The 19,319-nt window shown below is 74.6% G+C and carries 15 protein-coding genes, 2 tRNA genes and 1 pseudogene; 12 read left to right on the top strand and 6 right to left on the bottom strand.

Features of this window, described 5'->3' with window-relative positions:
* The first annotated feature begins 45 nt into the window (after positions 1-45).
* From ACIRRH_RS19360 to ACIRRH_RS19350, 3 genes are read left to right on the top strand one after another with little or no spacing between them, the layout of a single operon-like run.
* Positions 46-1,290: a hypothetical protein gene (locus ACIRRH_RS19360; protein ID WP_403068495.1), complete on the top strand. Its 1,245-nt coding sequence runs from the start codon at positions 46-48 to the stop codon at positions 1,288-1,290.
* Positions 1,287-2,912, top strand: coding sequence for a hypothetical protein (locus ACIRRH_RS19355; RefSeq protein WP_403068492.1), 1,626 nt, complete (start codon positions 1,287-1,289; stop codon positions 2,910-2,912). Before ACIRRH_RS19360 ends, ACIRRH_RS19355 begins: the two co-directional genes overlap by 4 nt.
* Positions 2,913-2,920: 8 nt before the next feature.
* Positions 2,921-4,273, top strand: a complete 1,353-nt coding sequence (locus tag ACIRRH_RS19350; RefSeq protein ID WP_403068591.1) for an AAA family ATPase — start codon at positions 2,921-2,923, stop codon at positions 4,271-4,273.
* Positions 4,274-4,282: 9 nt separating this feature from the next.
* On the opposite strand, the gene ACIRRH_RS19345 is transcribed toward ACIRRH_RS19350, so the two are convergent.
* Positions 4,283-4,609: a hypothetical protein gene (locus ACIRRH_RS19345; RefSeq protein WP_403068489.1), complete on the bottom strand. Its 327-nt coding sequence runs from the start codon at positions 4,607-4,609 to the stop codon at positions 4,283-4,285.
* A gap of 284 nt (positions 4,610-4,893) precedes the next feature.
* On the opposite strand from ACIRRH_RS19345, the gene ACIRRH_RS19340 reads away from it, so the two are divergent.
* The 3 genes from ACIRRH_RS19340 (at position 4,894) to ACIRRH_RS19330 (ending at position 6,111) form a co-directional block, all read left to right on the top strand.
* Entirely contained in the window at positions 4,894-5,247 is a 354-nt protein-coding gene (locus tag ACIRRH_RS19340) for a hypothetical protein (RefSeq protein ID WP_403068486.1), read from the top strand.
* 134 nt (positions 5,248-5,381) lie between these two features.
* Positions 5,382-5,969: a bifunctional DNA primase/polymerase gene (locus ACIRRH_RS19335; protein WP_403068483.1), complete on the top strand. Its 588-nt coding sequence runs from the start codon at positions 5,382-5,384 to the stop codon at positions 5,967-5,969.
* A 68-nt stretch (positions 5,970-6,037) separates the two neighbouring features.
* Positions 6,038-6,111: transfer RNA gene (locus ACIRRH_RS19330), tRNA-Lys, on the top strand.
* A 127-nt stretch (positions 6,112-6,238) separates the two neighbouring features.
* Here the strand turns inward: ACIRRH_RS19330 and pgi are convergent.
* Positions 6,239-7,900 (bottom strand): glucose-6-phosphate isomerase, encoded by a 1,662-nt coding sequence (pgi, locus tag ACIRRH_RS19325; RefSeq protein ID WP_403068480.1) that lies wholly within the window; start codon positions 7,898-7,900, stop codon positions 6,239-6,241.
* A gap of 189 nt (positions 7,901-8,089) precedes the next feature.
* Positions 8,090-9,673 carry a Na+/H+ antiporter gene (locus ACIRRH_RS19320; protein WP_403068477.1) on the bottom strand — a complete coding sequence of 528 codons (1,584 nt, stop codon included), beginning with the start codon at positions 9,671-9,673 and terminating at the stop codon, positions 8,090-8,092.
* Positions 9,674-9,833: 160 nt separating this feature from the next.
* Here ACIRRH_RS19320 and ACIRRH_RS19315 point away from each other — a divergent pair.
* The 5 genes and pseudogenes from ACIRRH_RS19315 to ACIRRH_RS19295 form a co-directional block, all read left to right on the top strand.
* Positions 9,834-10,424: pseudogene (locus tag ACIRRH_RS19315) on the top strand (NADP-dependent oxidoreductase); the annotation flags it as partial.
* Between the two features lie 100 nt (positions 10,425-10,524).
* Positions 10,525-10,734, top strand: a complete 210-nt coding sequence (locus tag ACIRRH_RS19310; protein ID WP_403068474.1) for a zinc-binding dehydrogenase — start codon at positions 10,525-10,527, stop codon at positions 10,732-10,734.
* A gap of 73 nt (positions 10,735-10,807) precedes the next feature.
* Positions 10,808-10,881 (top strand) — tRNA-Lys (locus ACIRRH_RS19305).
* A gap of 129 nt (positions 10,882-11,010) precedes the next feature.
* Complete coding sequence (locus ACIRRH_RS19300) at positions 11,011-11,982, top strand: GlxA family transcriptional regulator (protein ID WP_403068471.1); 972 nt, start codon at positions 11,011-11,013, stop codon at positions 11,980-11,982.
* A complete protein-coding gene (locus tag ACIRRH_RS19295) occupies positions 11,982-12,611 on the top strand; it encodes a DJ-1/PfpI family protein (protein ID WP_403068468.1) in 630 nt (209 codons plus the stop codon). Before ACIRRH_RS19300 ends, ACIRRH_RS19295 begins: the two co-directional genes overlap by 1 nt.
* Positions 12,612-12,653: 42 nt before the next feature.
* Here ACIRRH_RS19295 and ACIRRH_RS19290 read toward each other — a convergent pair whose 3' ends face one another.
* Positions 12,654-13,841, bottom strand: coding sequence for an MFS transporter (locus tag ACIRRH_RS19290; RefSeq protein ID WP_403068465.1), 1,188 nt, complete (start codon positions 13,839-13,841; stop codon positions 12,654-12,656).
* Between the two features lie 61 nt (positions 13,842-13,902).
* Positions 13,903-15,591 carry a chitinase gene (locus ACIRRH_RS19285; RefSeq protein ID WP_403068462.1) on the bottom strand — a complete coding sequence of 563 codons (1,689 nt, stop codon included), beginning with the start codon at positions 15,589-15,591 and terminating at the stop codon, positions 13,903-13,905.
* Between the two features lie 200 nt (positions 15,592-15,791).
* On the opposite strand from ACIRRH_RS19285, the gene ACIRRH_RS19280 reads away from it, so the two are divergent.
* Complete coding sequence (locus ACIRRH_RS19280) at positions 15,792-18,995, top strand: S41 family peptidase (protein ID WP_403068459.1); 3,204 nt, start codon at positions 15,792-15,794, stop codon at positions 18,993-18,995.
* Between the two features lie 25 nt (positions 18,996-19,020).
* On the opposite strand, the gene ACIRRH_RS19275 is transcribed toward ACIRRH_RS19280, so the two are convergent.
* Positions 19,021-19,233, bottom strand: a complete 213-nt coding sequence (locus ACIRRH_RS19275) for a hypothetical protein (protein ID WP_403068456.1) — start codon at positions 19,231-19,233, stop codon at positions 19,021-19,023.
* Positions 19,234-19,319 lie beyond the last annotated feature (86 nt).

Genomic DNA, 19,319 nt, shown 5'->3' with positions numbered 1-19,319 from the left:
GTCCGCACCGCGCTGTCGGACCCGGATGCGACACTGGGCCGCACCATGAACGTCTCGACGAACGTCCCGCCCGGCGGGCCCGCTGAGCCGCTCGCCCAGCGGCTCGCGGAGCTGCGCGGACCGGCCCCGCAGCGCAGTCTGAACGCCCGCTCCCTCGCCGCGCTCGCCGCCAATCCGGGCTGCCACCGCCGCGCCGTGCTCGACGCGGCCGGGGTGGACAAGTCTGCGCTGGCGGCCCGGCTCGGCCGCCCCGCCCCCTTCGGCCAGTCCCCCTTCGCCATCGCCCGCGGCGTGATCTTCGAGTCCCGGCTGAAGGCGGACGGCTACGCCCCGCTGCTGGAGCCGCTCCGCCACCACCTGGGCGTCCCGGCAGACGGCCACGCCCCGCTCCGGGTGCCGGACCTGCTGCACCGCTCCGGCCCGGCCGTGCGCGCCGACCGGACGGCCGAGGCGCTGGCCCGGGCCGCCGCCGACCCGGAGGCCTGGACGCTGCTGGACCACCCGATGCTGCGCCTGGAGGTGGCCGGCAGCACCGCCTACCTGGAGCCGGACGCGCTGGTGGTGCACGGCGGGCGGTGCACCGTGGTCGAGATCAAGTCCTTCCCGGTGCTGGACGGCAGCGCGGACCCGGCCAAGGTCGGCGCCGCCGCCCGGCAGGCCGCCGTGTACGTGCTGGCGCTCCAGCGGGCCGCCGCCACGGCGGCCGGGCAGCCGCTCGACGAGGACCCGTACACCGAGCAGCGGCTGCCGGGCAGCCCGCGCACCAGCGTGCTGCTGGTCTGCCCGAAGGACTTCGGCAACCGGCCGACCGCGGTCGCCGTGGACGTCCGCCGCGAGCTGGCCACCACCCGCCGCCAGCTGGGCCGGATGACCGGCATCGGCGGGCTGCTGGCAGCGCTGCCGCCGGACGCCGACTTCGACCTGGCCGCCGACGAGGACGGCGCACCGGCGCGGACCACCGAACAGCTGGCCGCCTCGGTCGAGGCGGTGCCCGCCGCGTACAGCCCGGACTGCCTCTCCACCTGCGAACTCGGCTTCCACTGCCGAGCCCGGGCCCGCTGCGACGACCGGGTCGAGCAGCTCGGCCGGGGTGTGCGCGGCGAGCTGGGCAGCATCCGTACGGTCGCCGAGGCGCTGGCCGCCGCCGGCACGAAGAGCGACGACCTGGACGGCGCGGACGACGCCGCCGAGCGCCTGGCCTACGCGGCCGCCCTGCGCGCCGAGGCGCTGGGGACGGCGACCCTGAGGACGGCAGCCCAGGGGATGGCGGCCCTGGGGGCCTCCGCATGAGTCTGCTGACCACCCTCGCCCGGCTGGAGGCGGTCCGCAGCGGTCGGGCCGAGCCGCTGGCCACCGTCCGGCACCGGCACCTGTCGGAGCGCCCGATGGTGCTGGTCCCACTGACCGCCGCCGGTGAGTCCGGCGCGCCGCTCGCGGTGATGCTCGGCACCGACCGGGACGCGCCCCGGCTGCACCTGGTGCCGCAGCCGCTCAACCGCACCCTGCGGTTCGACTTCCTGGCCGAGCTGGCCGCCGACCTGCTGCCCTACCTGGAGTCCTTCGCCGAGGACGTCGAACAGATCGAGGGCTCCGAGAAGGACCCGGAGACCGGCGAGAAGACCCAGGTGTTCCGCGAGCTGTGCGCGGACGCCCCGCAGCTGATCGTGCCCAACAGCGCGGGCGTGCACCACCTCGCCCTGATCGGCCGCTCGACCCGTTTCCGCCGCACCGCCGAGGACGAGGAGCCGGGGCCCTACCCGGCACCGGTCCGGGTGCCGCTGCTCGGCCGCTGGCTGACCCACCTCACCGACCGCGCCCAGGTGCCCGGCTCCTCGCTGCTGCTGCCGATGACCGGCCTGCTGGCCCGGCACTGGGCGACCGGCCAGAGCCACCTGGAGGACCAGCACCTGGCGGCCCGGCTCGCCTGGCACCGCCCGCCGGACGGCCTGACCGGCGCGCAGGCGGCCGAGCTGGCCGAGTCCGCCCGGGACGACCGGGGGCAGCTGCTGCACCCGCCGGCCGGCCCGGCCACCGACCCCCGCTTCGACGAGTTCGTCCTCGCCCCGGCGATCGCCCGCTACGACTCCGCCGTGGGCGCCCTGCAGCACAGCACCGAGCAGCGCGACGAGGCCGCCGCCGAGCGCGCCCGGGCGGCCGTACGGGCCGCGGTGACGGCGCTGGAGGAGGCGCTGACGCCCGTCCTGCTGCCCACCTGGCGGGACGTCTGGCAGGGCCTGGACCTGCTGCGCGCCCTGCCGCCGGCCGGCCACCTGGAGGAGCGCTGGACCGGCGACCGCTGGTCCTACACCGGCCACCGGGACCGGCTAGCGGCCGGTGAGCCGCCGCAGCCCCGGCAGGACGACGCCGTCACCGCCGCCCGCAAGCTCGCCCAGCGCGAGCGCGAGCAGGCCCGCCTCGACGTCCAGGAGGCGCTGGACGACCCGCTGGCGATGGCCGAGCACCGGCTGGCCGGCGAGGCGTTCAGCGGCGTGGTGACGGAGGTGGTGCCGGACTGGGACACCACCGGCCGCTCCCCCAAGCCGCGCCCGCTGGTCACCCTGCGCACCGCCGACCGCCCGCACGCGGACCTCGGCCGGGAGGTGCACCGGGTATGGGGGTCCCCCCGGCCGGAGGCCGGGGGAGGTCCGTCCGCGCAGAAGGCGGAGATCGTCGCGGTGGACGCCGCCGAGGGCACCCTCACCCTGCGGGTGCTCTCCGGCATGGGCCGCAAGAAGGAGCCGGAGCCGGGCAGTCTGCCCGAGCCCGGCGAGCCGGTCACCTTCACCCTGTTCGAACTGACGGTGCGCCAGTCCGCTCCGCTGCCCGAGCCGGACGACACCCCCTGGACCCACGGCGGCCCGCCCGGCACCGCACCCGTACCCGCCCCGTCCGTCTCCGAGGAGTGGGAGTGAACCGTCCGATGACCCCCGAGCAGGCCCCGGGCGCGGCCGCCGACGCCGCGGTGGCCCGGATCCTGGCGGCCACCGTCCACCCGCCGGCCGGCGCCCCGCGCGGCGTGGTGGTGGACTCCCCGCCCGGCGCCGGGAAGTCGACGCTCGTGGTGCGGGCCGCGCGCGAGCTGGTCGAGGCCGGCGAGCGGCTGATGATCGTCGCCCAGACCAACGGCCAGGTGGACGACCTGGTCGGCCGACTGGCCGAGAAGGCGCCGGAGCTGACGATCGGCCGGCTGCACGCCGCGGACTCCCGGCCCGGCCCGGAGGTGCTGAAGCACGCCGGCGTCACGCCCTCCGACAAGGTCGCCGACCTGGTCGAGCACGACGTGGTGATCTCCACCGCGGCCAAGTGGCAGTGGGTGCGGGCCGAGGCCCCGTGGCGGCACGCAATCGTCGACGAGGCGTACCAGATGCGCTCGGACGCCCTGCTCGCGGTGGCCCGGCTGTTCGAGCGGGCGCTGTTCGTCGGCGACCCGGGCCAGCTGGACCCGTTCACCGTGGTCGGCACCGAGCAGTGGGCCGGACTGTCGTACGACCCGTCCAGCAGCGCGGTGGTCACCCTGCTGGCGCACAACCCGGAGATCGAGCCGCACCGGCTGCCGGTCTCCTGGCGGCTGCCCGCCAGCGCCGCCCCGCTGATCTCGCGGGCCTTCTACCCGTACACGCCGTTCCGCTCCGGCACCGGCCCGGACGACCGCCGGCTGACCGCCGCCGTGCGCCCGGACGGCTCGGCCCTGGACGCGGTGATCGACCGGGCCGCCGCACACGGCTGGGCCCTGCTGGAGCTGCCCGCCCGGCACACCGTGCGGACCGACCCGCAGGCCGTGGCGGCCGTCGCGGCCACCGTCCGCCGACTGCTGGAACGCGGGCTGACGGCACACTCCGAGCAGGGCGAGGCCCCGCTCACCGCGGACCGGATCGCCGTCGGCACCGCCCACCGGGACCAGGCGGCGGCCGTGCGCGCGGCGCTGCTCAAGGCGGGCGTGCCGGTGGACGGCGCGGCCGGTCCGGCCGTCACGGTGGACACCGCCAACCGCCTGCAGGGCCGCGAGTACGACGTCACGGTGGTGCTGCACCCGCTCTCCGGGCGCCCCGACGCGACCGCCTTCCACCTGGAGACCGGCCGGCTCTGCGTGCTCGCCTCCCGGCACCGGCACGCCTGCATCGTGGTGGCCCGGGCCGGGATCGCCGAGCTGCTGGACGAGCACCCCGCGACCGAGCCGGTGCAGCTGGGCGTCCCGGTGACCTTCCCGGACGGCTGGGAGGCGAACCACCAGGTGCTGCACCACCTGAGCGGCCACCGGGTCCACCTGAGGTAGCCGCCGTGCTCAGTCCTCCGTCTCGCAGACCGCGAAGGCGACCACCGATCCCCGCTGCGCCTGCGCGCTCCACCCGCTCGCGTCGGCGGTGGGGCCGTTGACGCGCACCGGGCCGTCCGCGTCCGGCTGGAGCCGGTAGCCGCCGCCGGTCAGGTGGGTGCCGGACGGGCAGGTCGCCGTCGAGGCGCCGCCCGGGCCGCTCGGCTCTCCGGTGACCACCAGCGCCGTCTCGGCGGCCGCGGCGGGCGGGGCGACGGAGGCGGCGACCGCGAGCAGGGCGCCCACTGCGGACAGGACGGGCAGGGCGAGGACCGTGAGGCCTCTTCTCACACGCATGGGGGTTCTCCCGTATCGATGGACGGCCGGCTCGCCCCGATGTGACCGGCCCGCCGGAACGACCGGCGGGCCGGAGCGGCCGGTACCCGGGACAACCGGTTCGCATGCGGTCCGGAAGCGCAGCGCGCGAGTCGCACGCCCGGCGCGCGCCGGGGAACAGCGCTCGCGTGCGCACCGTTCCGCTACGGGCCGCTGCCGCGAGACAATGGACGGCGGCCACGACCGGGCGGCGCGGCCCGGAGCAGATTCCCTTCACCCCACCCGAGACCCGGAGGTGTCCGTCCATGCCCGACTCCCCAGAGTCGTCCGAGCCCACCAGGCGCCTGCGTCCGGTCCAGCTGCTGTTCGAGCCGCAGTCCGCCGAACCCGAGCCGGAACGATTCTTCGACCTGGAGTCGATCGAGGACCCGGCGCAGCTGCTGCGCCGCTCCACGGAACTGGCCCTGGCCTTCCGGGCGGCCGCCGAACGGGCCACGGACTTCCAGGCGGTCGCCGCCGCGCAGCTCGCCGACCCGCGCCGGTTCGACGCGCTGTCCGACGCCGAGATCGCCCAGCGCGCGGACTGGACCCCGGACTACGCCGCCAAGATGATCGAGTACGGCCGCACCCTGCTCCAGCCGCGCCGGCACGAGGACTGAGCCCCGGCGCACGCAGCCGGACACGGGCCACTGGCATATGCGCGGCGGGGAAGGGTACGCGATCCCCCGCCGCGCCGTCCGGCGAACCGCGCTTTCCGTCCCACCGGGGGCACGCGCCACGCAGGCTGCTCTCCGTGGAGATCTGGACGCAGCAGTCGGTGACGCAGCAGTCGGTGATGTACCCGTCGGTGGAGTACGTCAGCGCGGCCGGGGAGGCCTGGCTGGCCTCCGCCAGCGAGTACCCGCGCAGCATGCGCGCCCTGTGGGAGAGCCGCCCCTGGGCGCCCTCGGTGCTGCCCTGCGGGCGCGCCTTCGACGTGATCAGCATGCCGGCGCTGTTCGGCCGCCGGGTGCTGGACGAGATGTGGACCTCCGGGCCGGGCTGCGGTCCGGTGGCCGCCCATCGGGGACGGGTGCTGCTGTTCGTCCAGCCGGGCGCGGCACCCCGGCTGCGCCGGCTGCTGGCCTGGGAGGAGTGGGCCCGGGACGTGCCGCCGCTGCTGTGCCACGGCAAGGGCGACGCGGTGACCGTGCCGCCCCTGCAGCGGGTGCTGAACAGCCCGGACTCCCCCGGGCAGGGCGCCGGCCGGTGGATCGTCGCGCCCGAGCAGCGGGAGCCCCGGCTGCCCGGCGCCGCGGTGGTGCTGTGGGCCTGCGTCCGGGCGGCGCGCGAGCCGGGCGCGCCGGTTCCCGCCGGGGCGGCCGTCGTGACCGGGGGGTGAACGCGGGGCGACCGGTATTCGATTTTGGCTCGGCCGCACGGCGCTGCTAGAGTCTTCTCTGTCAGCAGGCGCCGCTAGCTCAGTTGGTTAGAGCAGCTGACTCTTAATCAGCGGGTCCGGGGTTCGAGTCCCTGGCGGCGCACAGACAGCCGGAAGGCCCTTCGCGAGAGCGAGGGGCCTTCCGGCGTTTCCGGACCGATCCGCCGGTGCCCGGTGACCGCGGCGCCGGTGACCGGGCCGCCCGCCGGAGCAGGCGGCCCGGTCCGGGCTCAGCGGCCGCGCAGCGCGCGGTAGCGGGCGACCAGCTCAGCGGTGGAGCTGTCCAGCTGCTCGACGCCCTCGCCGGTGAGCAGCACCGGCTCGATCCGCTTGGCGAGCACCTTGCCCAGCTCGACGCCCCACTGGTCGAAGGAGTCGATGTTCCAGACCGCACCCTGGACGAACACCTTGTGCTCGTAGAGCGCGACCAGCTGGCCGAGCACCGAGGGGGTGAGCTCGCCGGCCAGGATGGTGGTGGTCGGGTGGTTGCCCTTGAAGGTCTTGTGCGGGACGAGCTCGGCGGGCACGCCCTCGGCCGCGACCTCCTCCGGGGTCTTGCCGAAGGCCAGCGCCTGGGTCTGGGCGAAGAAGTTGGCCAGCAGCAGGTCGTGCTGGGCGACCAGGCCGGGGAGCAGGTCGGCGACCGGCTTGGCGAAGCCGATGAAGTCGGCCGGGATGACCTTGGTGCCCTGGTGCAGCAGCTGGTAGTAGGCGTGCTGGCCGTTGGTGCCGGGGGTGCCCCAGACCACCGGGCCGGTCTGCCAGTCCACCGGGGTGCCGTCGCGGGTCACCGACTTGCCGTTGGACTCCATGTCCAGCTGCTGGAGGTAGGCGGTGAACTTGGACAGGTAGTGCGAGTAGGGCAGCACAGCGTGCGCCTGGGCGTCGAAGAACGCGCCGTACCAGACGCCGAGCAGGCCGAGCAGCAGCGGGACGTTCTGCTCCGCCGGCACGGTACGGAAGTGCTCGTCGACCAGGTGGAAGCCGTCCAGCATCTCGCGGAAGGCGTCCGGGCCGACGGCGATCATCAGCGAGAGGCCGATCGCCGAGTCGTAGGAGTAGCGGCCGCCCACCCAGTCCCAGAACTCGAACATGTTGGCGGTGTCGATGCCGAAGTCCTGCACGCCCCGGGCGTTGGTGGACAGCGCGACGAAGTGCTTGGCCACCGCGTCGGTGTCGGCGTGCAGCCCGGTGAGCAGCCAGTCGCGCGCGGAGACCGCGTTGGTGATGGTCTCGATGGTGGTGAAGGTCTTCGAGGCGACGATGAACAGCGTCTCGGCCGGGTCGAGGTCGCGGACCGCCTCGTGCAGGTCGGCGCCGTCCACGTTGGAGACGAAGCGGACGTCGAGGTCGCGCTTGGCGTACGAGCGGAGCACCTCGTAGGCCATCGCCGGGCCGAGGTCGGAGCCGCCGATGCCGATGTTGACGACGGTGCGGATCGGCTTGCCGGTGTGGCCCTTCCACTCGCCGCTGCGGACCCGGTCGGCGAAGGCGGCCATCTTGTCGAGGACGGCGTGCACCGCGGGCACCACGTTCTCGCCGTCGACCTCGATCACGGCGCCGCGCGGGGCGCGCAGCGCGGTGTGCAGGACCGCCCGCTGCTCGGTGTTGTTGATCTTCTCGCCGCGGAACATCGCGTCCCGCAGCTCGGCGACGCCGGTGGCGGCGGCCAGCTCGCGCAGCAGCTCCAGCGTCTCGTCGGTGACCAGCTGCTTGGCGTAGTCCACGTGCAGGTCGCCGACCTGGAGGGTGTAGCGGCGGCCGCGCTCCGGGTCGGCGGCGAACAGCTCACGCAGGTGGGTGTCGCCCAGTTCGGCCCGGTGCTTGGCCAGGGCGGCCCACTGCGGGGTGCGGTCGAGCGGGGTGCGGGCGTCGGCGCGGGTCTCCGACATCGGTGGGTCCTCGATTCGTCTGTGTGCAGAAACCGGCAGGGCCAGGCGTGCGGGCCGGGCGGCAACGGTCTGTGCGAGGTCGTGCGGGTCCTGATGGTGCGCCGACTCCGTTGACGGCCTGCCCGGGTTCAGCCTATGCAACCCCGGAGCCGGTCGCGCACATTCCGCCCCGCGGGCGCGGACAGCCCGTCACTTCCGTTCGGAGCGCAGGTCGAGTCCGCGCAGCACCTGGTCGACCAGCTCCGGATCGGCGCCGGGCTCGCTGCGGGCGGAGAGCATCTCGCGGCGGGAGGCGGCGATCATCTCCTGCTCGACGTCCCGGGCGGCCCGCCACTGGGCCATCCGCAGCTTGGCCTCGGCGGCCTCCTCCTCGGCGTAGTTCTCCGGGCAGAGCCGGGCCAGCCGGTCGTGCTGGCGGTCCCGCAGGCGGTCGGCGACCTCGACGGGCAGCCGGTCCTGCTCCTCCAGCTCGCCGAGCCGCTTGAGCCCGGCCTTGGCGGCCCGCCACCAGAGCTGGCGCACGGCCTGCTCGTGCTTGTCCTGGTCGATGTCGAGTTCGAGCCGCTTGGCCAGCCAGGGCAGGGTGAGGCCCTGCACCAGCAGCGTGAACAGCACCACGCTGAAGGCGATGAAGACCAGCCGGCCGCGCTCGGGGAAGTCCTCGCCGGAGTGCAGGGTGAGCGGGATGGCGAGTGCCAGGGCGACGGTGGCCACGCCGCGCATCCCGGACCACCAGAGGATCACGCTCTCCTTCCAGCTGAACGGCGTGTCCTCGTCGTCGCCGGAGCGCAGCCTCTTCGACAGCCATCCGGCCGGCAGCAGCCAGAGCAGCCGGACCAGCACCACCACCGCGATGACCACGGCGGCGTCACCGATGAAGCCGGTCCAGCCACGGCCGGCCTCCTTGAGCACGGTGGCCAGCTCCAGGCCGATCAGGCCGAAGGCGACGCCGGTGATCAGGATCTCGACCACCTCCCAGAAGGCGTTGCCGACCAGCCGGTAGGAGACGGCGTCGGCGTCGGAGGCCCGCTCGGCGAGGTAGAGCGCGCAGACCACGACGGCGAGCACACCGGAGCCGTGGATCTCCTCCGCGAGGGTGTAGGCGGCGAAGGGCACCAGCAGGTTGAGCGCGACCTGCTGGGTCGGGTCGTCCAGGCGCTCGGCGAGCTTGGTGTTGACCCAGCCGAGCGCGACGCCCACCACCACGGCCAGCACTGCGGACAGCACGAAGCGCAGCACCGCGTCACCGACCGAGAAGTCGCCGCTGACCATGGCCTCGATGGACAGCGAGTAGATGACGATCGCGGTGACGTCGTTGAACAGCCCCTCGCTCTCCAGGATCGCCACCAGGCGGCGGGGCAGCCCGACGCTGCCGGCCACCGCGACGGCGGCGACCGGGTCGGGCGGGGATACCAGCGCGCCGACCGCGATCGCGGCGGCCAGCGGCAGGGCGGGCAGCAGCCAGTGCACGGTGCCGGCCACGGCGACCGTGGTGACCGCCACCAGGGCGACGGCCAGCAGCAGGATCGAGCGGGCGTTGGCCTTGAAGTAGCGCACCGAGGAGCGCCGGGCCACCGCGAAGATCAGCGGCGGCAGGACCAGCGGCAGGATCAGCTCCGGCTCGACGGTGACGTCCGGGATCTGCGGGACGAGCGCCATGACGATGCCGAGCAGGGTCATCAGCACCGGTTGGGGTACTCCGGTCCTGCGCCCGAGCGGCATGGTCACCACGGAGGCGAGCAGCACCAGGAAGAACAGGGGCAGCTGGCCCACGGGGAGGTTCCTCTCGACGGCGGACGGCTGAGCGCCGTCCAGGATAAATCTGACAATGCGCCCATCAGTGTCGACACACTGAACAACGGCTTGACCTCAAGCGCACTTCAGGTCCCAGGATCATCGGCATCGGAAGGGTCGCGAAGGGGTGGGAACAGGCATGAAGGCGGTCACGGTGACGGGGTCCGGCGGTCCGGAGGTCCTGCGGGTCACCGAGGTGCCCGACCCGGAGCCCGGGCCGGGCGAGGTGCGGGTACGGGTGTACGCGGCCGGGGTGCAGCCGGTGGACCTCGCGGTCCGCGAGGGCTTCCGCCCGCCGGGGACGGTGGTCGAGCCGCCGTTCGTCCTCGGCAACGAGTTCGCCGGGGTGGTGGACGCCCTCGGCCCGGACGCCGGCGACTGGCGGGTCGGGGACGAGGTGCTGGGCTTCCGGGTGCTGGGCTGCCAGGCCGACCGGGTCACCGTGGACGCCGGCCGGCTGGTGGCCAAGCCCGCCGGGATGCCGTGGGAGCAGGCCGGCTCGCTCTCCGCCTCCGGCCAGACCGCACACCTGGCGCTCACCGGGCTCGGCGTCGGCCCGGGCGACACCGTGCTGGTGCACGGCGCCGCGGGCGGGGTCGGCACGGTCGCCGTCCAGCTGGCCCGGGCCTGGGGCGCCACGGTGGTCGGCACCGCGAGCGAACGCAACCACGGGTACCTGCGGGAGCTGGGCGCGGTACCGGTGACGTACGGCGAGGGACTGGTCGAGCGGGTCCGCGCGGTGGCGCCGCAGGGGGTGACCGCGGCCTTCGACGCCGCCGGCCGGGGCGCCCTCCGTCGAGCTGGTCGCCGACCGGAACCGGATCGGCACCGTGGTCGACTACCCGGGCGCCGAGCGGCTGGGCGTCCGGGGGCTGCGGGGCGAGCGGACGGCCGGGCGGCTGGCCGAGCTGGTGAAGCTGTGGGAGGCCGGCGGGCTGCGGCTGGAGGTCGAGGAGTCGTTCCCGATGGAGCGGGTCGCCGAGGCCCACCGGCTGGTCGGCGCCGGGCACGTCCGGGGCAAGGTGGTGCTGACCATGTGAGCCCGCCGGACTCCCGCCTCCGGCCGATTGTGAGTTTCGGCAGCTGACCAGGTAGTGTTCTCCACGTCAGCAAGCGCCGCTAGCTCAGTTGGTTAGAGCAGCTGACTCTTAATCAGCGGGTCCGGGGTTCGAGTCCCTGGCGGCGCACAGACAGCCGGAAGGCCCTTCGCGAGAGCGGGGGGCCTTCCGGCGTTCTGCCGTACGTCCGCAGGGTGTGGCAGGAAAGGTGGGAAACAGGTCATTGCTGCCATCACGGCCCGCTGACAGGCTGGTCGCATGAGAGCGCGCAGCGTGGTCATCGTCCTCTTCGAGGGCGTGCAGAGCCTCGATGTGACCGGGCCGCTGGAGGTGTTCGCGGGGGCGGCCAACGCCTCCGGCCGGCCGCAGGCGTACCGGGTGACCACCGCCTCCCCCGGCGGCGGCCCGGTGCGCACCCACAGTGGCCTGCGACTGCTCCCGGACGCGGACCTGGCCGAGGTCGGGCCGGTGCACACCCTGCTGGTTCCCGGCGGGAAGGGCACCGAGCACCCGGACCCGGCGCTGGTGGCGCGGATCCGGGAGCTGGCCGGACGGGCCGAGCGGGTGGTGTCGGTGTGCACCGGGGCCTTCCTGCTCGCCGAGGCCGGGCTGCTGGCCGGGCGCCGGGCGACCACCCACTGGGCCTTCTGCGAGGAGCTGGGCCGGCGGTTCCCGGACGTCGAGGTGGACCCGGACCCGATCCACGTCCGGGACGGGCACATCGCCACCTCGGCCGGGGTCACCGCCGGGATCGACCTGGCGCTGGCCCTGGTCGAGGAGGACCTCGGACGGGACACCGCGCTGCTGGTCGCCCGTCACCTGGTGGTCTTCCTGCGCCGGCCGGGCAACCAGGCCCAGTTCAGCACCCAGCTGGCCGCCCAGGTGGCGGCCCGCCAACCGCTGCGCGAGGTGCAGCGGTGGATCGCCGAGCACCCGGAGGCCGACCTGTCCGTCGAGGCGCTGGCCGCCCGGTCGGCGCTGTCGCCGCGGCACTTCGCCCGCGCCTTCGCCGCCGAGGTGGGGGTGACCCCGGGCCGGTACGTGGACGGGGTCCGGCTGGAGGCCGCCCGGCGGCTGTTGGAGGACACCGACGACGGCGTCGAGGAGATCGCGCGCTCCTGCGGCTACGGCACCCCGGAGGCGATGCGGCGCGCCTTCGTCCGGGCCCTGGCCGCCCCTCCCGCCGAGTACCGACGCCGCTTCCGACCCAGTACCGACGGAGGTCACTGATGCGCATCGCCATCCTGCTCTACCCCGAGTTCACCACCCTGGACGCGGTCGGCCCGTACGAGGTGCTGTCCCGGATCCCCGGCGCCGAGGTCGTGTTCACCGCCGCCGAGCGGGGGCCGGTGCGCAACGACGTCGGCAGCCTGGCGCTCGTCGCGGACGCCACCCTGGACGAGGTGGACTCGGCCGACCTGCTGCTGGTGCCCGGCGGGCCCGGCACGCAGGCCCAGCTCGAGAACGAGGCGCTGCTCGACTGGCTGCGCCGGGTGGATGCGACCACCACCTGGACCACCTCGGTCTGCTCGGGCTCGCTGCTGCTGGGCGCCGCCGGGCTGCTCAAGGGCCGTCGGGCCACCACGCACTGGGGCGTTCTGGACCGGCTGCCCGCGTACGGGGCGGAACCGACCGGGACGGAGCGGGTCGTCATCGACGGCAAGTACGCCATCGCCGCCGGGGTCTCGGCCGGGATCGACCTCGCCCTGACGCTGGCCGGCGTGATCAGCGGGGACACGACCGCGCAGGCGATCCAGCTGCTGATCGAGTACGACCCCCAGCCGCCGTACGCGTCGGGTTCCATGGCGAAGGCGTCTCCCGAGGTGGTCGAGGCGGTGAACCGGCTGATGGCGCGCTAGGTCCTCGGTCTCGCGTCTGCGGGCCGGCGCCGGGGCACTGCGTCAGCGCCGGGGCGGGAAGGCGTGGCGGCGGGCGCCGGCGGTCACGGCGAGGACGGGGAGCATCAGCGCGAGCACCGTCCAGGGCAGGGCGCCGGTCCCCAGGCCGCTCAGGACCAGGCCGCCGACCACGCCGCCGCCCGCCATCGCGGCGTTCCACAGGGTCACCAGTACGGCCTGGGCGGCGTCCGCCCGCTCCCCGCCCGCGTCGCCCAGGGCGGTCTGGAGCAGGGTCGGGGCGCCGCCCCAGCCCAGGCCCCAGAACAGCGCCGCAACGTACACCAGCGGCGTGCTGCCGGACCACACCGCGAGGACGGCCGCCGTCAGGGCGACCAGCAGCGCGCCGCCGATCGTCAACTGCCGCAGCCGGCGGTGGATGTGGGCGCCGATCAGCCAGACGGCCAGCAGCGAGGCCAGCCCGAAGACCAGCAGGACGGTGCCGGTGGCGTCGCCGAGGCCGGCCTGGTCCAGGAAGGGCGCGATGTAGGTGAACAGGATGGTGTGCGCGAGCACGTAGAGCACCGTCACGGTGAGCACCGGCCGTACGCCGGGCACGGTGATCGCGTGCCGGACCGGCACCCGCTCGCCGGCCGGCTGCCCGGGCTGCTCCGGCAACAGCGCCGCGATCCAGCCGATCACGCCGACCGCCAGTGCCGTCATGGCCAGGAAGGGCACCCACCAGGCGAGCACCTGCCCGAGGAAGGTGCCGACCGGCACTCCCAGCGACAGCGCCACCGGCACGCCCGCCATCGCCACGGCCATGGCCCTGCCCTGCTGTGGGACCGGCACCAGCCGGCGCGCGTACCCCGCCAGCAGGGCCCAGGCGAGGCCGGCCGCGACGCCCGCGAGGAAGCGGGCGGCCAGCGTGAGCGGGTAGCTGGTGGAGGCCGCGGTGACCGTGTTGGCCACCACGAAGCCCGCCATCGCGGTGAGCAGCAGCCGCTTGCGGCCCCAGCCGGCGGTGGCCGCGGTGAGCGGGATCGCGGTGACGGCGGAGCCGATCGCGTAGACGGTGACGGTCTGCCCGGCTGCGGACTCGCTGACCCCGAGCGCCTGGCTCATCCCGGGCAGCACGCCGGCGGGCAGGTTCTCGGTGAGGCCGGTGACGAAGACGGCGGTGGCCAGGGCCAGCAGGGCGGGGAGCGGAAAGGGCTTGTGGGACACCGGGGTCGTGCGCTGTGTGGTCGCCATGGGGCCATGCTTGGACCTCACACCGGTGTCAGGTTCAAGCATGGCCCCGAGGGCCGTCAGGTCAGCGGCCGAAGTAGCCGGTGAAGTTCCTGGAGAACTCCTGGCCGCCGAACCGGTCCCAGTTGATCGACCAGGTCATCAGCCCGCGCAGGTTCGGCTGCGCACCCGAACGCGGCACGTAGGAACCGCAGTTGGCCAGCCTGGTGAGGCAGTCGAGCGCCTTGTTCACCTCGGCCGGGGCGACGTAGCCGTTGCCCGCGTTGGTGGTGGCCGGCATGCCGATGGCGACCTTGGAGGCGGGCAGCGCCGGGAACACGTTGTTCGCGTTGCCCGCCACCGGGAAGCCCTTGAGCAGCATGTCGGTCATCGCGACGTGGAAGTCGGCGCCGCCCATCGAGTGGTACTGGTTGTCCAGGCCCATGATGGAGCCGGAGTTGTAGTCCTGGACGTGCAGCAGGGTGAGGTCGTCGCGCAGCGCGTGGATGACCGGCAGGTACGCCCCGGCGCGCGGGTCCTGGCCGCCCCAGGGGCCCGATCCGTAGTACTGGTAGCCGAGTTGGACGAAGAAGGTCTCCGGCGCCATGGTCAGCACGAAGCCCGGGCCGTACTTGGCCTTGAGGGTCTTCAGTGCGGAGATCAGGTTGACGATGACCGGGCTGGTCGGGTTCCTGAAGTCGGTGTCACCGGTGTTGAGGGAGAGCGAGTGCCCCTCGAAGTCGATGTCCAGGCCGTCCAGGCCCCACTTGTCGATGATCGCCGAGACCGAGCTGACGAAGGCGTCCCGGGCGGCGGTGCTGGTCAGCTGGACCTGGCCGTTCTGACCGCCGATCGAGATCAGCACCTTCTTGCCCTGGGCCCGCTTGGCGGCGATGGCGGCCTTGAACTCGTCGTCCGACTCGACGCTCGGGCACTCGGTGGCCGGGCAGCGGTTGAAGCGGATGTCGCCGGAGGCGACGGAGGCGGGCTCGCCGAAGGAGAGGTTGATGAAGTCCCAGGAGTTCGGGACGTCGGCCATCCGGGTGTAGCCGGCGCCGTTGGCGAAGCTCGCGTGCAGGTAGCCGACCAGGGCGTGGCTGCCGGCCGGCGGGTTGGTGGGCGTCCCGGTGGGCGTGCCCGTCGGGGTGCCGGTGGGCGTACCCGTGGGCGTCCCGGTGGGCGTGCCCGTCGGGGTCGCGGTCGGCGAAGCGGTGGCGGTGGGCGTGGGCGTCGGGCTGGGGGCGCCCGGGCCGTCCAGCGAGATGTCGTCCGCGTAGTAGGTGCCCTGGCCGTACCAGCCGTGGGTGTAGACGGTGGCGCTGGTCTGGTTGGCGCCGGTGGTGAAGCCGAGGCTGAGCTTCTGGTACGAGCCGCCGGTGCCCGGCGTCCAGGTGCTCGGGCCGCCGCCGTCCACGCCCAGGTAGACGTACGAGCCGTTGACGAAGGCGCTGAGCGTGTAGGTGGTGTTCGGGGCGACGGTGACGGTCTGGCTGCACTGGGCGGTGTCGCCGGCCGTGGCGGCCGCGGCGAGCGCGCGGCTGCCGCTGTGCACCGGGCTGGTGACGACGCTGCCGGAGTTGCCGGTGCAGCTCCAGGGGCCGAGCGTGCCGGACTCGAAGCCGCCGTTGGCCAGGAACTCGCCGGCCGAGGCGGCGGGCGCCAGGCCCAGCGCGAGGCCGGCCAGGGTGGCCGCGGCGACGGCGGAGGCGGTACCGGCGGCGACGGCCGCGCGGCGGCCCGTGACCGGAGTTCTGGGGGCGGGTGTTCTGCGCATGCGGGCGCTCCTGCGATGGCGCGGTCGTGGGGGACGTCCGAGGGCACGCCGGAGCACGCGCCAGTGGGGGGAACGGCCCGGCCTGGCACCCAAGTTGGACTAGACCACTGAAGTGGATTCGGCCGTGCGGTGTCAATGGTCCAGACCGGTTCCCCGCCGCTCCGGTTGCCGGGTGTGACACCCCGCCGAAGGATGGAGGGGTGACCCCGCCCGGCTACCTCCGCTACCCCCACCTGCACGGCGGCCTGCTCACCTTCACCGCCGAGGACGACGTCTGGGTCGCCCCGCTGGACGCCGACGGCACCGGCACCGGCCGGGCCTGGCGGGTCGGCTGCGACCGCACCCGGGTCAGCCACCCCCGCTTCTCCCCCGACGGCACCACCCTCGCCTGGACCGGCTGGCTCGCCCCGACCCCCGAGGTGTGGACCGCCCCGGTCGAGGGCGGCCAGGCGAGCCGGCTCAGCTTCTGGGGCAGCCAGGACACCCGGGTGCGCGGCTGGCTGCCGGACGGCGAGGTGCTGGCCGTCACCTCGTACCACGAGCCCTTCAGCCACTACACCTGGGCGCACGCCCTGCCGCCGGACGGCTCCCCCGGCCGCCGGATGCCCTGGGGGCCGGTCGGCGACGCCCAGATGAGCCGCGAGCGGACCGTGCTGCTCACCGGCGCCGCCCCCCACGAACCGGCCGCCTGGAAGCGCTACCGGGGCGGCGCCACCGGCCGGCTCTGGGTGGACGGCGAACGGATCCTGCCCGAGCACACCGGGCACCTCGCCTCACCGATGCCGGTCGCCGGACGGATCGCCTTCCTCTCGGACCACGAGGGCATCGGCAACGTCTACTCCTGCCGCCCGGACGGCACCGACCTGCGCCGGCACACCGACCACGCCTCCTACTACGCCCGCGAGGCCGCCACCGACGGCACCCGGATCGTCTACCAGCACGCCGGCGACCTCTGGCTGCTGGACGGCCTGGACGCCCCCGCCCCGCGCCGGCTGCACGTCCCGCTCGGCGGCGCCCGGGCCGGCCGCCGCCCGTACCAGGTCAACGCCGCCACCCAGGTCAAGGACCTCGCCTGCGACCGGACCGGCCGGGCCGGAGTGATCACCGTGCGCGGCAGCCAGTACTGGCTCACCCACAAGGACGGCCCGGCCCGCGCGCTCGCCGACACCCCGGGGGTGCGCACCCGGCTGCCGGTGGTGCTCGGTCACACCGGCGAGGCGGCCTGGATCACCGACGCCGAGGGCGCCGACGCGATCGAGGTGATGCCGCTGCCCGGCCACGCCGGGTCGCAGACGCACCGCCACCGGGTGCTCGCCGTCGGGCGGATCGGCCGCGTCCTGGAGCTCACCGCCTCACCCGACGGCAGCCGCCTCGCCGCCGCCACCTCGAACGGGCGGCTGCTGCTGGTCTCCGCCGCCGACGGCGAGGTGCGCGAACTGGCGGCCTCCGGCTACGGACCGGTCTCCAGCGCCCGCTTCTCCCCCGACTCGCACTGGATCACCTGGTCCGAGCCGGTCGCCGGGCGCTCGCTGCGCCGCATCCGGCTCACCCGCACCGACGTGCCCGCGCCGACCGTCGACATCACCGACGGCCGGTTCGAGGACGAGCAGCCGGTGTTCACCCGGGACGGCCGCTACCTGGCCTTCCTGTCCTGGCGCGGCTTCGACCCGGTCCACGACGTGCACACCGGCGACCTCTCCTTCCCGCTCGGCTGCCGCCCGTACCTCGTCCCGCTCGCCGCCGACACCCCCTCGCCGTTCGCCGCCCCGGCCGAGGACGGCGCCCCGCACGGCGACGGCGACGGCACCGTCCGGGTCGACCCGGACGGCATCGGCGAGCGGCTGCTCCAGTTCCCGGTGATCGCCTCCAAGTACTCGGCCACCGACGCGGTGCGCGGCGGCCTGGTCTGGCTGCGCTGGCCGATCTCCGGAACCCTCGGACAGACCTTCGCCAGCCCGGAGGACATCTCGGGGCGCCCCTCACTGGAGCACTTCGACCTGGCCCGGGGTACCCGCAGCACGCTGGTCGACAAGCTGGACGGCTACGCGGTCTCCGGGGACGGCGGCTCGATCGCGGTCTACTCGGCCGGGACGCTGCGGGTCGTCCCGGTCGCCGCCCCCGCCGCCGGCACCACCGTCGACCTGCGCCGGATCACCCACACCGTGCACCCGGCCGCCGAGTGGCGCCAGGCCTACCGCGAGGCCGCCCGGATCGTCCGGGACCAGTTCTGGGACGAGCGGATGTCCGAACTGGACTGGCCCGCACTGGTCGCCCAGTACGAGCCGCTGCTGGACCGGATCTGCTCCCCCGACGACTTCGCCGACCTGCTGCGCGAACTCCTCGGCGAACTCGGCACCTCGCACGCCTACGTCACCCCCTCCCGGCGCGCCGAGGGCCCCACGCTCGCCCAGCAGCCGCTCGGCCTGCTCGGCGCCACCGTCCACCGCTCCCCCGACGGCCGCTGGCTGGTCCACCGGGTACTACCCGGCGAGACCTCCGACCCGCGCGCCCGCGCCCCGCTGGCCGCCCAGGGCGTCCGGGACGGCGACGAGTTCCTGGAGATCGGCGGCCGCCCGCTGGACCCGCTGCGCGGGCCGCTCCCGATGCTCGCCGGCACCGGCGGCACCACCCTGGAACTGGCCCTGCGCAGCGACCCGGACGGCCCGGTGCGGCGGATCGTGATCACCCCGCTGATCGACGAGCGGCCCATCCGCTACCAGGACTGGGTGACCAAACGACGCGCCCTGGTCCGGGAGTTCAGCGACGGGCGGTGCGGCTACCTGCACATCCCGGACCTCGGCGGCTCCGGCTGGGCGCAGTTCAACCGGGACCTGCGGCGCGAGCTGGACAAGCCCGCGCTGGTGCTGGACGTGCGCGGCAACGCCGGCGGCAACGTCTCCGAACTGGTGCTGGAGAAGCTCTCCCGGCAGGTCCTGGCCTGGGACTTCAGCCGGGACCGCCGACCGGTGCGCTGGCCCCGGCACGCACCGCGCGGACCACTGGTGGCGCTGGCCGACGAGGCCACCAGCTCGGACGGCGACGTGATCATCGCGGCGATCGAACTGCTCGGGCTCGGCCCGGTGATCGGCACCCGCACCTGGGGCGGGGTGGTCGGGATGAGCGGGCGGCACACCCTCGGCGACGGCACCCAGATCTCGGTGCCGAAGAACGCCTCCTGGTTCGGCGGCGGGCTCGGCTGGTCCGTGGAGAACCGGGGCGTCGAGCCGGACGTGCACATGCTGCGCACCCCCCGTGACTGGGCCCGGGGGCGCCACCCGGAACTGGTCGCCGCCGTCCAGCTGGCCCTGGAGCTGCTGGAGGACGCGCCCGCCGCGGAGCCCCCGCCGGAGTCCACGCCCCGGCCGGACCTGCGGCGCCCGCCGCTGCCGCCGCGAGCGCGGTGACAGCCGCTACGGAACCGGTGGGGCCTCAGTCCCAGGGGTCGCCTTCGGCCGTCATGTCCTCGGCGGCGCGCCGGTCGGCCTCCTCCTGGGCGAGCCGCTCCTTGCTCTCCCGGGTGCGCTCGACGTCGTCACCGTACGCGTCGGCGGCCTCGTCGTGGGCGAGGGCCGCACGCTGGGCGGCCTCCTGCCCGGCGGACTCGTGCGGCGGCCGGTGGAACAACCTGTCGAAGATGCCCATGACTCCTCCAGAGGGGATGGACGGAATGTCGGATATGCCGGGCTGCCCCCACTCTCACACCGCGTGTCGACGGACGCACCTTGAGC

This window comes from Kitasatospora sp. NPDC101235 (assembly GCF_044767505.1).
GTDB lineage: Bacteria > Actinomycetota > Actinomycetes > Streptomycetales > Streptomycetaceae > Kitasatospora.
This window is presented reverse-complemented; position numbering and strand designations above follow the sequence as displayed.

Bases quoted from the DNA above. Each gene is read 5' to 3' on its own strand.
- pgi (WP_403068480.1), bottom strand. From the start codon at position 7,900: ATGTCGGAGACCCGCGCCGACGCCCGCACCCCGCTCGACCGCACCCCG.
- ACIRRH_RS19340 (WP_403068486.1), top strand. From the start codon at position 4,894: ATGCCCGACTCCCCAGAGTCGTCCGAGCCCACCAGGCGCCTGCGTCCG.
- ACIRRH_RS19295 (WP_403068468.1), top strand. From the start codon at position 11,982: ATGCGCATCGCCATCCTGCTCTACCCCGAGTTCACCACCCTGGACGCG.
- ACIRRH_RS19355 (WP_403068492.1), top strand. From the start codon at position 1,287: ATGAGTCTGCTGACCACCCTCGCCCGGCTGGAGGCGGTCCGCAGCGGT.
- ACIRRH_RS19350 (WP_403068591.1), top strand. From the start codon at position 2,921: ATGACCCCCGAGCAGGCCCCGGGCGCGGCCGCCGACGCCGCGGTGGCC.
- ACIRRH_RS19345 (WP_403068489.1), bottom strand. From the start codon at position 4,609: ATGCGTGTGAGAAGAGGCCTCACGGTCCTCGCCCTGCCCGTCCTGTCC.
- ACIRRH_RS19275 (WP_403068456.1), bottom strand. From the start codon at position 19,233: ATGGGCATCTTCGACAGGTTGTTCCACCGGCCGCCGCACGAGTCCGCC.
- ACIRRH_RS19300 (WP_403068471.1), top strand. From the start codon at position 11,011: ATGAGAGCGCGCAGCGTGGTCATCGTCCTCTTCGAGGGCGTGCAGAGC.
- ACIRRH_RS19285 (WP_403068462.1), bottom strand. From the start codon at position 15,591: ATGCGCAGAACACCCGCCCCCAGAACTCCGGTCACGGGCCGCCGCGCG.
- ACIRRH_RS19360 (WP_403068495.1), top strand. From the start codon at position 46: ATGAACGTCTCGACGAACGTCCCGCCCGGCGGGCCCGCTGAGCCGCTC.
- ACIRRH_RS19290 (WP_403068465.1), bottom strand. From the start codon at position 13,841: ATGGCGACCACACAGCGCACGACCCCGGTGTCCCACAAGCCCTTTCCG.